Annotated in this window: 14 protein-coding genes and 1 tRNA gene; 1 reads left to right on the top strand and 14 read right to left on the bottom strand. The window is 39.7% G+C overall.

Features of this window, described 5'->3' with window-relative positions:
* Positions 1-20 precede the first annotated feature (20 nt).
* The 5 genes from RU86_RS00135 to recU form a co-directional block, all read right to left on the bottom strand.
* Positions 21-1,052, bottom strand: a complete 1,032-nt coding sequence (locus tag RU86_RS00135) for an alpha/beta hydrolase (protein WP_281252113.1) — start codon at positions 1,050-1,052, stop codon at positions 21-23.
* Positions 1,053-1,105: 53 nt separating this feature from the next.
* Entirely contained in the window at positions 1,106-2,026 is a 921-nt protein-coding gene (locus RU86_RS00130) for an FUSC family protein (protein WP_096813463.1), read from the bottom strand.
* Between the two features lie 458 nt (positions 2,027-2,484).
* Positions 2,485-2,555, bottom strand: a tRNA-Cys gene (locus RU86_RS00125).
* A 64-nt stretch (positions 2,556-2,619) separates the two neighbouring features.
* Positions 2,620-4,584, bottom strand: coding sequence for a transglycosylase domain-containing protein (locus RU86_RS00120; protein ID WP_245810441.1), 1,965 nt, complete (start codon positions 4,582-4,584; stop codon positions 2,620-2,622).
* Positions 4,585-4,612: 28 nt separating this feature from the next.
* Entirely contained in the window at positions 4,613-5,227 is a 615-nt protein-coding gene (recU, locus tag RU86_RS00115) for a Holliday junction resolvase RecU (protein WP_096813462.1), read from the bottom strand.
* Positions 5,228-5,538: 311 nt separating this feature from the next.
* Between recU and RU86_RS00110 the strand changes: the two genes are divergently transcribed.
* On the top strand, positions 5,539-6,069 hold the full coding sequence (locus tag RU86_RS00110) for an SLOG family protein (protein ID WP_096813461.1): 531 nt from the start codon (positions 5,539-5,541) through the stop codon (positions 6,067-6,069).
* A gap of 67 nt (positions 6,070-6,136) precedes the next feature.
* On the opposite strand, the gene RU86_RS00105 is transcribed toward RU86_RS00110, so the two are convergent.
* From RU86_RS00105 to RU86_RS00065, 9 genes are all read right to left on the bottom strand, one after another.
* Positions 6,137-6,913: a sulfite exporter TauE/SafE family protein gene (locus RU86_RS00105; protein ID WP_096813460.1), complete on the bottom strand. Its 777-nt coding sequence runs from the start codon at positions 6,911-6,913 to the stop codon at positions 6,137-6,139.
* Entirely contained in the window at positions 6,913-8,022 is a 1,110-nt protein-coding gene (locus RU86_RS00100; protein WP_096813459.1) for a radical SAM/SPASM domain-containing protein, read from the bottom strand. The genes RU86_RS00105 and RU86_RS00100 overlap by 1 nt, the downstream gene beginning before the upstream one ends.
* Positions 8,023-8,149: 127 nt before the next feature.
* A complete protein-coding gene (locus RU86_RS00095; protein ID WP_096813458.1) occupies positions 8,150-9,643 on the bottom strand; it encodes a sulfatase family protein in 1,494 nt (497 codons plus the stop codon).
* 10 nt (positions 9,644-9,653) lie between these two features.
* Complete coding sequence (locus RU86_RS00090; RefSeq protein ID WP_096813457.1) at positions 9,654-11,591, bottom strand: beta-glucoside-specific PTS transporter subunit IIABC; 1,938 nt, start codon at positions 11,589-11,591, stop codon at positions 9,654-9,656.
* Positions 11,592-11,695: 104 nt separating this feature from the next.
* Entirely contained in the window at positions 11,696-12,511 is an 816-nt protein-coding gene (locus tag RU86_RS00085) for a PRD domain-containing protein (RefSeq protein WP_096813456.1), read from the bottom strand.
* A 233-nt stretch (positions 12,512-12,744) separates the two neighbouring features.
* The gene (locus RU86_RS00080) at positions 12,745-13,008 is read right to left on the bottom strand and encodes a metal-sensitive transcriptional regulator (protein ID WP_096813455.1); all 264 of its coding nucleotides are present in this window, start codon (positions 13,006-13,008) and stop codon (positions 12,745-12,747) included.
* Positions 13,005-13,301 (bottom strand): rhodanese-like domain-containing protein, encoded by a 297-nt coding sequence (locus tag RU86_RS00075; protein ID WP_079505206.1) that lies wholly within the window; start codon positions 13,299-13,301, stop codon positions 13,005-13,007. Before RU86_RS00075 ends, RU86_RS00080 begins: the two co-directional genes overlap by 4 nt.
* Positions 13,294-14,952 (bottom strand): FAD-dependent oxidoreductase, encoded by a 1,659-nt coding sequence (locus tag RU86_RS00070; protein ID WP_096813454.1) that lies wholly within the window; start codon positions 14,950-14,952, stop codon positions 13,294-13,296. The genes RU86_RS00075 and RU86_RS00070 overlap by 8 nt, the downstream gene beginning before the upstream one ends.
* A 22-nt stretch (positions 14,953-14,974) precedes the next feature.
* Positions 14,975-15,289 carry a rhodanese-like domain-containing protein gene (locus tag RU86_RS00065; protein WP_096813453.1) on the bottom strand — a complete coding sequence of 105 codons (315 nt, stop codon included), beginning with the start codon at positions 15,287-15,289 and terminating at the stop codon, positions 14,975-14,977.
* Positions 15,290-15,367 lie beyond the last annotated feature (78 nt).

Genomic DNA, 15,367 nt, shown 5'->3' with positions numbered 1-15,367 from the left:
GAAAAATAGGTATCCTTGCCTTACTTATACTGCCTTACAAACTGCAAGGTCTGCTCATAACATGCTTTTGACTCATCTGTTGCATAATTAAACTGATATTCATGTGTCATCTGTTTCTTTTGGTCTTTGTAAAATAACCCTGTAACCGGTAGGTTTAGTGATGTTAATTTTGATACCAAGGCAAGCCCTTGATCCTGGAATGAATAGGCATTGCCATCAGTGATATAGGTCGGTGGAAATGCCGTTGTGACATGATCAACCACACTTGCCTCAAATAACTTAGGATCTTTTTGCCAATTTTTTGTGCCAATTAAAGACCAGGCAACTGTTTTGATGAAAAATTTCATCGCTTTCCCATCAATCGCTTGATCAGCCATCTGCTTGATATCTACAGGACCGCAGTAAGAAATAGCACCTTTGATTGTTTTCGCTTCTAAAACTTGTGATATGCCAACTTGTTTCGCATAGCTAGGATTGGTCTGTGTCGCCGCAAATTGTAAAGCAATTTGACCGCCTGCGCTATCCCCACCTAAGAACAAGTTGGATAGGTCTAACCGCTTGTCATGCTGCTTTTTAAGCGCGCTTATCAACTCCTCTACCTGAACAACCTGATTAGGGTACTGAGAGCTAGGGGCTACTTGGTAATTCATCGATACGACCGCAACCTGTGCGTCGGAAGCGATTCTTGTTGCAAACTCTTTTGCACCTTCTTTGTCTCCGCCAACATAACCACCCCCATGAACCCATAATAAAACAGGAACCGGGGCTTTACTCGCTTTAGGATAATAGACATCATATGTATTATCCTTAAATTTTGACTGATAGGTCTTATCTAATGAGACCGTTACATTTTTAGCAGCACTGTCAAAAGGTTTCTGATCTGAAATTTTCACTTCTCCATTAAATGCCCTTGCGATAAGCATGGCACTAGGTTTTGGAGACACTTGAAAAGCGATAAAAGCAACTAAGGTTAGGCCTAGAATAATACATAATACCCACAATACAATCTTCATTATTTTTTTCTTCATGATTTTCTTTCTTTCATCTGATATACCTATAAATCCGGACCAGAGCTATGCTGATCAGCTACTCGACCTAATGCATATTAGAATTCATTGTCATTTGTTTTAAGCGCGTAATGCATCAAACCAATTAACAGGCCCACTAATAAACTACCAATGATAACACCATTCAGTCTACCTAATATCAAGGCAGTGTGATCTCGCTTAGTTGTCAAAAGACTTAACAGCAGAACCAGAGGATTGGTAAAAAAGTTCGCCAAGGCATAATTTCTTGGCATAAAATACTCAACTGAAATGTTTAAAAAAAGCAAAATAATCATGATAGTTAGCGTTGATAAGGGAAGGGATATCAGCACAGCACCTATCAGTAAGCCGATGATGCTACCCAGAATTCTGCCTAAATAACGATGCTTGATAATCGCTACTTCTTCCCCACTCAGTACTGCAGCACTGCTGATTAATACCCAATAACCAAAATCCTCACGAAGCAAATAGGCAATATAGCCAGCTACAAATAGAATGAAAGCAAAATTAATCGCATCAATCCAAACCCTTGGCCGATTATAGATCGTCACATAATATTTATCCTTAAAAGATAACCTTTGAAACGGCGCCTGTTCACCTTGCCATGGTAATTTCTCAATATAGGAGAGTAACAAGCCATTGATCATACCAGAGATGATCCCGATACTGATGTATCCACTCATTTTCGGTAAATCATATAGGGGTAAGCTCAAATTGGTCGCCGTTGCAAAAACCATGATCACAAAAAAATGACCTGGCTTTGGTATCCGATATATTTTAGTGGCTAAAAACCCGATAATATAGAGAATAGCAATCACGAATGGCAATAAAAAGATGGCCTTTGATACTAAAACACCTAAAACAAAAGCAGCTATTATACTCAGTCCATGAAATAGGGTTGCTTTTAGATTATAGGCAATGCTGATCTTTTGAAAGGCTAAGTAACTAAATGCACCAAGTACACCAAATTGTGAAATCACCAGATTGTGGCATACTAGCCCTATGACTAAAGGGTACAGAATGGATAACCCTGCACCAACAGGTCGTAAAATAGAATCGTCATTTTTTTTATAATTCAGTAATGCTATGATAACTGCTTACTCCTCTCTCCTCTAGAAAACAATATATCTTGTTTTTATGTCTGCCCAGACAATCACTGCCAAATTAGGCGTGACCTCTAGTTTACCAACTTAAAAAACGCACGACATAACATGCCTACGTTTTCTCTCTCGAATCGTTCATCTATCAAAATTTTAGCAATATATCTAATTTTTGTCAATATATAAGATAAGACCTAGTCCTGTAGTAAGTTGAGTTTAGACGACCTAAACTCAACCTATTTTTTTGAGAGGACATGAAACTAGGTAAAACTAAAAACACAAAAACCGCACTGTTATGCGGTTTTACTTTCGTGTATTCTCATGTAGTTGCCAAAATAAGGCGGTAGACGGATTTGAACCGACGATCAAGCTTTTGCAGAGCCATGCCTTACCACTTGGCTATACCGCCACAACTATTCTATTATATACTAGAATAGCTATCATTGTCAAGATAAGTCATCAATATTTTGTCATCACTTGGTGATTGTCAACTCACTACCTGTTTTTTGAATGCCTTCTGGCATCGTCCAGTCGGGATTATTCGTCGTTGATGCCAGGTAAGTCATCATCTCACGATAAACATCCAAAGCAAGATACAATTTAGATCCCCAAACCGGAGTCAAACTATTTTGGTAGCCTGACCATACCGCCATCGAATACTTTGGTGTATAGCCGACAAAGTTTTCATCCGGCGCAAGAGAGCTACCATCGTATGGACCATCTATGTTAGCCATGGCTTGACTATATAGATCATCGCTATAGTTTGATGTCCCTGTTTTCCCTGCTTGGTTTAACCCAGGTATGACACCATTTGTCATCGTCCCATTAGTAATCACACCTTTAAGAATATCTGTGACTGTATAGGCCGTTGTCGCCTTCATCGCACGACTCCTAGCAGGTTTAAATACGGTCTCTTTTCCATCTGCATCTACTATTTTGTTGACATAATAAGGTTTGGTATAAATACCACCCGAACTAAATGCCGCATAGGCAGCTGCCATGTTTTCAGAACTAGCCCCATATTTACTGCTATCATATGTTGGACTATTATCATGGTTATTACTCGAAATCGCATTTGAATATTGCATGTTTGGATAGTTAATCCCTAATCCCTCAAGGAATTTCTGTGATTTATCTAAGCCAACTGCAGCAAGTGTCTTAATGGCAGGAATATTCCTTGAACCCCAAACTGCTTTTCGAACTGTTATATTTCCTTGATAAAGCTTATCCCAGTTATAAACAGGCGTGCTTGTACCAGGATACATATACCAGCTATCATTAATGATATCACCCGTAGACTTGTAGACACCATATTCATAAGCAGGTGCATAGTCAGTCGGTGGCTTCATGGTAGAGCCCCAGTCTCGGTTAGTTTGCACAGCTTGGTTTAAGCCAAATGTGACATCTGTCGGCTGTTTACGTCCGCCAAGTTGGGCAACAACAGCTCCAGAATCAACATCAACAATTGTTGATGCAACCTGGAAAAGATCATCAGGAAAGGCCACATATTGGTCTGTATTGAAAATATCCCATAATCTTTGTTGTGCTGCGTTATCCAGTGGCGTATAGATTTTAAGGCCAGCTTTGTCAACATCTAACCCAGTTTTTGCCTGAACTTCTTCAATCACTTGTTTAATATAGTTATCAAGATAGCTTGGAATTGATTTATGAGTTGACTGTGCTTGTAAGCCATCAGAAATCGGTTTGGCTATGGCCTCATCCATCTGTTTTTTAGTAATTTTCTTGTAGCGATACATGGCACCTAAAACCATGTCACGTCGTTCCTTAGCAGCTTGTGGATGTGCATATGGATCATATGAATTTGGTGCTTGTGGCATACCAGCAAGTAGCGCAACCTGCGACAAATCCAAGTCAGTTAACGCTTTGCCAAAATAGCTTTTTGCTGCCGTGAGCATCCCATAATAACCATTACCAAGATATGTTTTATTGATGTAATAGGTAATTATTTCTTCTTTTGTCTTCTGACGCTCAAGATTAACTGCCATCCACGCTTCTTGTGCTTTACGCTGAATCGTTGCATCTTCTGATTTGGTCGAGTAAAAAGATAATTTGATCAACTGCTGAGTAAGCGTCGAGCCACCTTGCATGCTATCATTTTGTGTATTATGGATAACTGATGAGATAATTCGAATCGGATCAACACCTCGATGTTTAAAGAAACGGTGGTCTTCAATAGATGTGACTGCATCCACCAAGGCTAAAGGAATATCTTTTGTTTTTGCTAACTCTCGCTTCTCAACCCCTAAATCTGCTAAAATTTGTCCATCTTTATCGTAAATGACAGAAGAAGGTTTAGATTGAAGTTTAGACTCATCTAGAACCGGTGCATCCTTTGCATAATAAACAAAAAGGGCTACGCCTGCTGCAAATGCCAGAATAATAGCTGTAAATATTGAAATGAGAAACCATTTAATCACTTTCAACACACGTAATTTTGATTTTTGTCTATTTTGTTGTAGATTTGAAATGTGAGTCACCTCCTAAAAGTTTGTGAATAGGGTCAAGATATGGGATACTAGGTAGTAGTTGATTTGAAATCTCATCTCCTTTATCTTCAATAAAAGTTAAAGGAATCGATTTTTGCCCCTTGTTTTCTTTATAAAATGGGATTAAATCAGATGCTTTAAGTAAAAATGTTCTTGAAAGTACTGTAAAATGTAAAAGGACAAAAGCAATACCTTTTTGACTCAATACATTTTCCATGTGTTCAATTTGATGGTCATGAAAATTTTTCAAGGGAAAACTCGTTTTATTTTGTGTTTCCTTTGCTTCAAAATCAATATAATAACCCTGGTAAACACCTGAATAATCTGTTGTCGATGCCTGACGAAAATAGGCTTCTGTAATTTTTGCACGGCTACGCTTAGGATAATCGACTTTGACGATTTGAATTGGTGTCGGTTTTTTATGTATCACTGCCAAACCATGCGCCAAGTAATAGGCATTTGTTGCATTAATTTCAGCTTCAAAGCTCATCCCACGTTTGCCAAATTTAACTGGTTTAGGTTGTTGATTTTTTTGTTTTCGGGCACTTACAATACCACCTGGATAATTAACCATGAGTTCCCCTTCATAAGCTTTTAAGATAAGCACTCTGCCATTCAAATTCAGTAGTTATAAAATACTGAAACTCGAGTGACGGGGCAATCTTTGAGATTGATATCATATCAATAAACTCATGATTACAGCAAGCTTTTAGCACCTCATCATAATAAAATATAGTCATAACAAGTATATAATTTTATAGTCTAATGTGCAAGTAAATGATAGTATATAGGGGTAGATTAAGGTACAAAATCACTTTTAAACGCTTACATGAGAAAAACATTAGCCGAATTGAAACAAGATGGAAAAGGGAGATCATTTTAAAGATGAAAACATTACTAATTGCCGGCTATACGGCATTTGATATTAGCCTATTTGACGAAAAAGACATCAAACTTACTGTCATTAAACTTGCCATTCGAAAAAAATTAGAGAGTTTAGCATCTGAAGGACTAGAATGGCTAATTTTTGGTGGCAATCTAGGATTCGAATACTGGGTCTTACAAGTCGCCTTAGAAATGAAAAGCGACTATGACTTTAAGCTTGCGACGATTTTCCCTTTCAAAACACATGGTCAGAATTGGAATGAGAGCAATCAAACGAAATTGGCATTATTCAAGCAAGTTGACTTCATCCAATATGCCTACGATGCTTACGAAAATCCAGGACAATTTCGCGAATACAACGCCTTCTTAATCCAGCACGCCGACGGTGCCTTTGTTTTCTATGATGAAGAAAATGAGACAAAGCTCAAATATTTAGTGGCCAAATTTAATGAAACTGATGGTTTTGCTGTCCACTACTTGAGGTTTGATGCCCTACAAGATATCGCTGATGAACTAAATGCTGATTTTTGACATTACCCACGACGAAAACACCTGCTATACTTTGGCTACTGTGCCAAAAGTATAGCAGGTGTTTTTTTTATAGTAATTTGAAACCATTATAACAATTAATTAATAAGACACTTATGATAACAACCTGAAAGACCTGCATCACTCTCTCTTCAGATAAGACATGACTTAATTTCCCACCTAATAAACCACCAATAATCGCTGCTGGTATAACATAGGCTAAAACAGATAAATCATAGCTGGAAAACCCAACACCTAAGGCTATAGTCCCTATTTTCGATAGCTGTGAAAAAAGAATACTACATATTGAGTAAACTGTTGCTTCTTTAATTGGCATCGAAAATAGTAGCATAAACAAGGAGACATTAATTGGCCCACCACCTATTCCTAATAGACTAGCTAGAAAACCTAATACTAAACCGCAAATCAAGTAGCAGATACTGTTGCTTAATTGATACCCTATATGTGTCATTTTACTATAACACAAGGCAAAAAGTAATGTGATAACTGTCAAGACAATCTGTATCATCTGAACTGATATGTCACTGTCAAATTTATCTAGTAAATAATCAAGTGTGCGGTTGCCAAACACCCCCCCAGCTATTGCACCTGCTGATACCCATGTGATCAAGCGCCAATTAAACTGCTGATGACTGCTGATTTGTCGAGCGGTTGATACTAGGGACATGGTAAGTACAGCAACTGATGAATAAAAGGAAATCGCCACAACTGAATGTGCACCTATCAAATCGAAAGTTGGTTTGATGAGTACCCCTCCACCCATCCCCGATATCGCACCAATCGTGTTTGCTATGACGATAACAAAGAAATAGAGTCCCCCTATCATCAACATCGCTCCTCTACTGTCGCTAAAATATGATCAATCTGAGGTAAAAATTCATGTAATAGTGCAGCGTAGCCACAGTCCCCATTCTGATCAACATACATGGCATCTTTCATGCGTTTACAACCACCACGACACATGTTCAAGAAAGGACAGGTCTGGCAAGTTTCTGGCAGATTGGGTTTCTCACAGATAAAGCGTTTCGCATTTTTCTTGGTAAATAACTGACCTAGCGTTTCATCTTGAATATAGCCCATACGATAGTCATCCAGCACATAAAAGTCACAAGGATAGACACTCCCATCTGCTTCAATCACATACTGCACTTGGCAATTTCCTAACATCCCACAGGATGTCACGCGCTTAGCTACCAAAAGATTGATGATATCATCAAATAGTTTAACGCTGATAGCCTGTCCTTTTTCTAGTGCAGCCAACCAATCAGTCAATACTTGACGATAGAATGCCGAAAATCCTTTTGGTGTCAAGACGTAGTCACTACCCTCAGTTGTATCTAAGTCAGCCAAGCAGGGGATAAACTGAATATAGCTAATCTGCTCTTTTTGGATAAACTGAAATACTTTTTCGGCTTCCTTTGCTAAAGGTGCAGTCAAGACACAGAGGACATTATAGTCGATGGCATAGGTATCAAATAGCTGCTTGGTTAGCATGACCCGGTGAAATGTTCCGTTACCTTTTGGATCAATACGATTTAAATCATGATAGAGGGGATGCCCATCAATCGATAAGCCTACCAAGAAATTATTGGCTTTCAAGAACCTGCACCACTGCTCATTAATTACCATCCCATTTGTTTGAATGGTATAGTGTACGTCGATTTGTTTCACCTGTGCCGCTACTAAAGCGATAATATGTTCAAAGTAAGATAGACCAGCCAGGGTTGGCTCACCGCCTTGAAAGGCAAGTGTGAGTACATCACCATCTGCTAAATCCTGAAAAATATTTGCGATCATTTTTTCTGCTACTTCTGACGTCATTTTACCAAACGAACGCACCTCACGAAGGGCACTTACATTGGCATAGAAACAGTATTTACAGCGTATATTACAAAGTGAAGAAGCAGGTTTGATCAACACTGATATCTGTTTCATAGGCTTACACCTTTCATTTTGTCTTACCCGGTTTACTAAGTCAACTCCTCAAATAGAGAACGTAGGTTCCTAGCAAACTCGGTTTTCTTGTGTTGCAACGATGACATCGCTTAGCCAAGGTGATGCCTTAGCGCTTGTCTTTTTTCATAGGCACAAAATCAGTCGTCGCCATATAAAATTCTGCCACCCGATTTTTCATCTCCTGCACGATTTTTTGATATGCTGGGTCAACTGCTAAATTATTGATTTCCATAGGATCGGCAATCATATCATATAACTCATCTGTCTCATAAAGTCGCATGGTGTATTTGTAGTCTCCCATTTTACACATAACTGCTTTAGTGTGCTCAGGCCCTTCACTATATTGCGTGGACAAACGAGGCCAATAGGTTGATACTGGACTGTGTCCTAGCTCCATAGCCTGTGTTTCGCCATGAACACGGCCACCTTCACAGAATACGGCATCCTTATGCGTTTCATCTCCAGATACAGCATGTAAAAGAGATTCACCAAATTGGGTATAGGACAACTTAAAGCCTCCTAAATCGGCCAGTGTTGCCGGCAAATCTAATAGCTCAACTTGCGCCTTAGAAATTCGAGGTGTCACAGCAATCCCTTTGGCTGGCTTAATCAGTAATGGGACATTTGAAATCGGATCTTCAAAACAATTTTGTACTTTTTCTGTGATGGCATAATCCCCAGTATAATCACCGTGATCACTAAACACAATCAGGGTCGTGTCATCATAAAGCTCTGCTTCTTTTAGCTTATCCTTAATCATCCCCAATTGAGAGTCAAATCGTGACACCATAGCGAGATAAGTCGCTCTCAGTTCATCAAAGCGCTCCTCTGACCAGTCATTTAAGTGCTGTTTTTCATTAATCCCATAGAGCATTGATGCCTTGTTCGGTATATCCTTGACACTCGGTCGACGCTTGGGTAACTGATGACGATCAATACTTGAATACCAAGGATCCTCACAAGCATAGGGCGGATGTGGGAATGAAATCGTACAATAAACAAAGAACGGTTTATCCGATCCTGATTGACTTCTCCGATCAATATAAGCTAAAGCTTGCTCGACGCAGTTCCAATCAGTTTTACCATAGCCTTCGCCATCTGGTAGTTTACCCATATAAAAAGAATAGTAGGTATCCCCTGATAGCATCTCATCATAGAGCTTTTTACTATCGGCATTCATATCAGCCGAAAATTTCATTTCACTATTTTCAGCATCCCGCGTATTTTCTGGTACAACACCATCGTAATATTCATCGCAGTAGGCAGTCTTTGGTCGATCGGCAGGCACAATATCGTTTCTACCAATCCAGATGACTTCATAGCCATTTTCTTTCATCTCTTTTAAGATATTTGGTTCATCTTCACGTTGCAAGTAATGCATGGTCCGATGCCCACTGACATGGGGATACAACCCCGTTAGAAAACTATTTCGAGATGGCACACAGACTGGATTTTGACAGTAGGCATTTTCAAATGATACCCCTTCTTGTGCTAAGCTATCCAAATTTGGTGTAATCGCTGCTGGATTACCCATGTGTGCCATCGCATCACTTCGCATTTGGTCTGCTACAAATAATATCATGTTTTTTTTATCGCTCATTATGAACCTCCTATGTAATAATCGTTAATAAGACATCTGACGTGTCAACATTTTTTTCATCCGTTTTAAGCACGTCTAGTAGATCTTTCGTATTGGTCACAATAACGGGGGTCTCTAACCCATACCCTGCCTTTTCAATGGCTTCTATATCAAAGGTTAGTAGCACCTGACCTTTTTTAAACTTATCTCCTTGCTTAACTAAGGGTTCAAAATAGTTGCCGGTGAGGTCAACCGTATCCATCCCGACATGCACCAGAAGCTCGATGCCACTGTCTAAAAGCATACCAATAGCATGATTTGTCGGAAACAAAACAGTCACTTCACCATCTTCCGGCGCATAGAGCTTGCCTTCGCTTGGGATGATGCCAAGGCCATCTCCTAATAAGCCGGTAGAGAAGGCGGCATCTTTTAGCTGGTCTAAGGGAATTATCTCACCCTTAACCGGCGATAAGATCTCATATTCCGCTGATGGTGCGATTGTCTCATTAGTCGGATGATTATCACCCGTTTCAGTCTCAGATACAGATGCATCTTCCTCATCCATCTTGGGATTATAAGAGTAGAAGTAAGTAATTAAGAACCCTGCTCCGAAGGCGACTAGACAGGCTAAGATAAAGCCGATAAAACTAGCGTCAAAGCCACTTTTCGGATTAATAAAGCGTGGGATAGCAAAGATACCAGTTCCACCGTTAATATGGGCTCTCGTTTTAAACAGTCCCATAATCGCACCACCCATTGCGACTGCAACTGAGGTCGTATAGAACACTTTTTTCCTTGGTAAGGTGACCCCATATAAGGCTGGCTCAGTCACACCAAATAGTGAGGATAGGAAGGCTGGAAGAGCAATTTCTTTTAACTTTTTATTTTTCGTTTTTAACATGACACCTAAGGTCACGCCTGCCATAGCAAGTGGCGTTGTTGAACCCGATATCATGACAACATCATAGCCAAGCGTCGCTAAATTGTTTAAGGCAATCGGAATAAAGCCCCAATGCAAGCCAAACATGATAAACACCTGCCAAAAACCACCGATTAAAATCCCAGATAAGATTGGACTCAAATTATAGGATGCAGATAAGAGTTGACCTAAGAACAACCCTAACCAGGTTGTCAGTGGCCCAACAATTAGAAAAACAAGTGGCACCGTAATGATTAAGGTTAAAAAGGAGATAAAGAAACTACGGACAAGACGTGGAATCACCCGATTAAAGACCCCTTCTAACTTGGCCGCTAAATAAGTGCCCGCAATGATCGGCACGACACTGGAGGTGTAACTCATCAAAATAACGGGTATCCCTAAGAAAGTGACATAGACAGGGGATTCAATTACAGTACCACGAAATAAGGTAAATAAAGCATCTCCATTTGCCATGGTCGCTGTAATGGTGGGATAGACTAGGGCTGCCCCAATCGCCATCCCAATAAATGGTTTACCGCCAAATTTCTTAGAGCCCGTATAACCCAAGAATAATGGGAAGAAGTAGAAAAGGCCATCTCCAGTTGCACTTAAGATGATAAAGGTACCAGACGTCGGCTCTAGTAATTTAAAGGCTGATAATAAAGCGACAAGCCCTTTGATCATCCCTGCTGCCATCAAGACACTAATAACTGGTGTAAAGATACCTGATACAATATCGATAAAATTATTTAAAACACCTTTTGGTTTGTCTTCACTGGCCTCTGATGGTGCTGCATCTTGAATGCCTGCCATCACAACAAATTCCTTATAAACTTCTGAGACGTGGTTACCAATCACAACTTGATACTGGCCACCACTTTGGACGACTGTTACGACGCCAGATAGTTTTTTGATTACCTCCGTGTTTGCTTTCGACTCATCTTTTAGCCTAAAGCGCAGACGCGTCATGCAATGCGCTAACCCGCTAATATTTTCTTTCCCACCTATATTTTTCAAGATGGTTTCGTTTAAATTTTGGTACTCCGTCATACGGTTCCTCTTTAATCTAATGTCAATAAAAAAAGCAAGACCAAACAAAGCTGCTTCACATCAGCTTCATCAAGTCTTGCCTGCTTTACCAGTGACACCTTGTCTTATTTTTCAATTAATTTTTGGACATGCAGCGTCAGATATAACTGTTCATCATCAACCAACTCTTTTTTTAAGTATTTGCCAATTAATACGGTCGTTTCATAAGCGGCCGGATACTTATCAATCGCATATACGAGTAACGGATTCCCTTTATTTTTAACCTCTACTTTTTCTAATCGTTTAAAGAAAAACCTTAGATGTGTGACAAATCGTTCAAAGTCTAAACTTTCACCGTCGACCTCTATTTGATTATGCATCCGAATGATTTCAGTGATATCCTTAATCTTTCTAGTTAATTCATTAATATTTTCAACTTGACCATCGGTATTTAGCTCCGCATTAATAAAATGCATGGCGATATTGGCTGCTTCTGTCATATCAAGTGTCACATCAAATTTAGCATTAATTAGCTGAATCGCCATCTCACCGACTGAAAATTCTTTGCGGTAGAATTTCCTCACTTCCCAGAACAACTGATTTGTAAAGGTTAAGCCTTCCTTTTCTAAGCGAATCATATTAAAAATATGGTCAGTCAATGAAATATAGAGGGCATCACTCAGTTCATATGAAATTTCTGTTTTAGCGTACTTGATAATCTCATCTGCAAGTATGACATAAGCCATGGGAATATCTTGCAATAAGTCCATCAATCTCTCAGAGGATTTTTTTTGCAAGACAAAAACACGGTCAATTTTTGTCTCATCTGCTTCCTGACCAGGCTTTCTTTTATACCCGATACCCGTTCCGATCCAGATGTAGTCTTTTGTCCCTTTACCAACTAAAACGGAGTTGTTATTTAGTACCTTCCTAATTTCCACGCAACTATTCACCTCCTTACGAAAAAAAGGCCATACCTTAAAACGTACACGATATTATCCTGTACATTTCAAGGTATAGCCTGCATAATCAGTAACTACCCATTTAATTAACTTCATTTTACACTATTACCCACCTAATTGCAAGCGTTTTCTGTAATTTGTTGTACTAATTTAATATTTATAGTTTGTAAAGGTAACAGCTGATCATAGATAGTACTAAATTTCATAAAAAGTCATTTTTTAACAATCAGTTGAATGGCTTGCTCGATTTTTTCTGTTTGCGTGGCCTGATCTACTTCTGGATTTTCTAGGCACTGCTTCAAGTTTTCTGCAACGATGATCCCCATAATCCTGTCAACACTTGAGCGAACAGCACTGAGTTGTGTAATGACATCGACACACGTCTTCTCCTCTTCAATCATCTTTTGAATCCCACGAAGTTGACCTTCAGTCCGTTTCAAACGGTTTAAAACCTTTGTATCACAAGATGTTGTCATACGACATCGCCCTCCCAAGCTGACATACCCCCCATAACATTTGTCACATCATAGCCTTCTTGACTTAGAAACTCACAGGCATTTGCTGAGCGCACGCCTGCATGACAGATGACAAAATAAGGCTGACTTTTATCTAATTTCTCATAGTCCAGTACCAGACTACTTAAGGGCAAATTCTCACTTGACGCGATGTGCCCATCTTCAAACTCCTCTACTTCTCTGACGTCTAATACCGCTAAAGATGCTGTTTGTGTTAGTTGATAAAAATCATCACTGTAAATCGATTTATACATGGTTAATGTCCTCCGGTTTAATTGTATTGTATAGGGAAAATGCGCCATCTAAGTTCTGAACGCTAAATCCTGCTTGTTTTAAGATGCGTTCTGCTATGTAACTTCTAAGGCCACTATGACAAGTGACGATGTAGGAAATCGTTTTGTCCAACTCTGACAAACGTGACCGTAAGTCGTCTAAGGGAATGTTCACAAACGATTTGAACTGGCCATTTGTCTTTAATTCCGATTCATTTCTAACATCGAGTAACACTTTTCCTGTGGCTAATTCAGCATTTAAATCATACCACTGCACATGATCACTTAGGCCTTCTAGCAAATTCATGGCTGCATACCCAATCATGTTAACTGGATCTTTGGCTGAGCCAAATGGTGGGGCATAGGTTAACTCTAACTCTGGCAGATCAAAGATGGTTAGACCACCTTTGATGGCCGTCGCGATGATATCTATTCTTTTATCAATCCCTTTATTACCAACCGCTTGCGCGCCATAGATAACACCAGATTCTGGGTTGAAAATGAGTTTTAAGGTAATATCTGTTGCCCCTGGATAATAGCCGGCATGGTCTTTACCCGTCGTATGGACAACCTCAACTTGCAAGCCTGCTTGTTTAGCTGCTCGCTCACTTAGACCAGTAGATGCGACTGATAAATCAAATACCCTAACGATCGCTGTCCCGATACTACCTTTATTTTGTCGGGGTAACCCAGCGATCACATCTGCTACTTGACGGCCTTGTCTGTTAGCAGGAGACGCTAATGAAATTAAGGTGTCCGAATCCGTAACTTGCTGCTTAACGACGATGGCATCACCCACTGCATATATATCTTTGAGATTAGTTTGGTAATGCTCATCTACTAGAATACCGCCCCGAAACCCTAACTTTATCCCTGCTGCTTGGGCCAAAGGTGTTTCTGGCTGTATGCCAACTGATAGTATCGTAATATCAGAGTTAAGCGTCGTGCTATCCTCTAGGAGGATCGTTCTGCCCTTATCCTTAAAAGCCACTGCTGACTGAGAGGTTATCACGCGCACGCCTTGATGGACTAGTTCTTGCGTTACAAAAGCAGCCATTTCCTCGTCCATTGTAGGCAGTACATGTGACGCTTTTTCAACGATTGTGACGGCTAATCCTTTTTGCTTTAAGTTCTCAGCCATTTCAAGCCCAATAAAACCAGCACCGATAACCGTTACTTTTTCTGCCCCATTCTCGTTTATCTTAGCCATCAGCTTATCTAAGTCTGGTACATTTCTGAGGCTGAAAATATTATCAGCATCTTGCAAGCCAGCAATTTCTGGAATGAAAGGCTTGGCACCTGGTGAGAGTACAAGACTGTCATAGGACGCCTCAAAAATACCCTCTTGATTTTTGACTGTAACTGTTTTTTTCTCAGGATTGATCCGAATCACGTCATGAAGTGGTCGGACATCTAAGTTAAACCGTGTGCTTAAAGAGTCTGGTGTTTGCAAGATTAAAGCATCTCTTTGTGCGATTTCTCCTGAGACATAGTAAGGTAAGCCACAGTTGGCGAAAGAGACATAAGGGCCTTTATCAAACACAATGATTTCAGCATCCTCTTTTAAACGACGCAGGCGTGTCGCAGCAGACATACCACCTGCTACACCACCAATAATAATAATTTTTTCCATGATTAATTTCCTATCTAATGCTTTACTTGCCTTTTTTTGTTAAACCATGCCATTGACTCATGCCACCTCGGACATTGATTGCCTCAACACCTTTTTTAGATAGAATACGTGTTGCCTGCTTACTTCTCATACCTGACTGGCAAATGATATAGACAGGCTGGTCTTTCGTTGCCTGATAGCTATCAATCGTGTTTAATGGCACATTTCTTGCTTTAGCAATATGCCCACCTTGATATTCACTTGGTGTTCTAACATCTAGCAAAGTTATGTTACCTTTGGCTAACTCTGCTAATTCCATCGTCGTAACACTCGGATATTTTTTAAATAGTGACAGCATCTTATTCTCCTTTAATATACCTCTATGGGTATATTAAACACTATAAGAATACGCTTGTCAACTGTTTTAACTTTTATA

The sequence above is a fragment of the Pseudolactococcus piscium genome, assembly GCF_002441695.1.
Lineage (GTDB): Bacteria > Bacillota > Bacilli > Lactobacillales > Streptococcaceae > Pseudolactococcus > Pseudolactococcus piscium.
This window is presented reverse-complemented; position numbering and strand designations above follow the sequence as displayed.

Bases quoted from the DNA above. Each gene is read 5' to 3' on its own strand.
- RU86_RS00065 (WP_096813453.1), bottom strand. From the start codon at position 15,289: ATGCTGTCACTATTTAAAAAATATCCGAGTGTTACGACGATGGAATTA.
- RU86_RS00100 (WP_096813459.1), bottom strand. From the start codon at position 8,022: ATGAAACAGATATCAGTGTTGATCAAACCTGCTTCTTCACTTTGTAAT.
- RU86_RS00105 (WP_096813460.1), bottom strand. From the start codon at position 6,913: ATGATAGGGGGACTCTATTTCTTTGTTATCGTCATAGCAAACACGATT.
- RU86_RS00090 (WP_096813457.1), bottom strand. From the start codon at position 11,591: ATGACGGAGTACCAAAATTTAAACGAAACCATCTTGAAAAATATAGGT.
- RU86_RS00095 (WP_096813458.1), bottom strand. From the start codon at position 9,643: ATGAGCGATAAAAAAAACATGATATTATTTGTAGCAGACCAAATGCGA.
- RU86_RS00075 (WP_079505206.1), bottom strand. From the start codon at position 13,301: ATGTATAAATCGATTTACAGTGATGATTTTTATCAACTAACACAAACA.
- RU86_RS00110 (WP_096813461.1), top strand. From the start codon at position 5,539: ATGAAAACATTACTAATTGCCGGCTATACGGCATTTGATATTAGCCTA.
- RU86_RS00080 (WP_096813455.1), bottom strand. From the start codon at position 13,008: ATGACAACATCTTGTGATACAAAGGTTTTAAACCGTTTGAAACGGACT.
- RU86_RS00070 (WP_096813454.1), bottom strand. From the start codon at position 14,952: ATGGAAAAAATTATTATTATTGGTGGTGTAGCAGGTGGTATGTCTGCT.
- recU (WP_096813462.1), bottom strand. From the start codon at position 5,227: ATGGTTAATTATCCAGGTGGTATTGTAAGTGCCCGAAAACAAAAAAAT.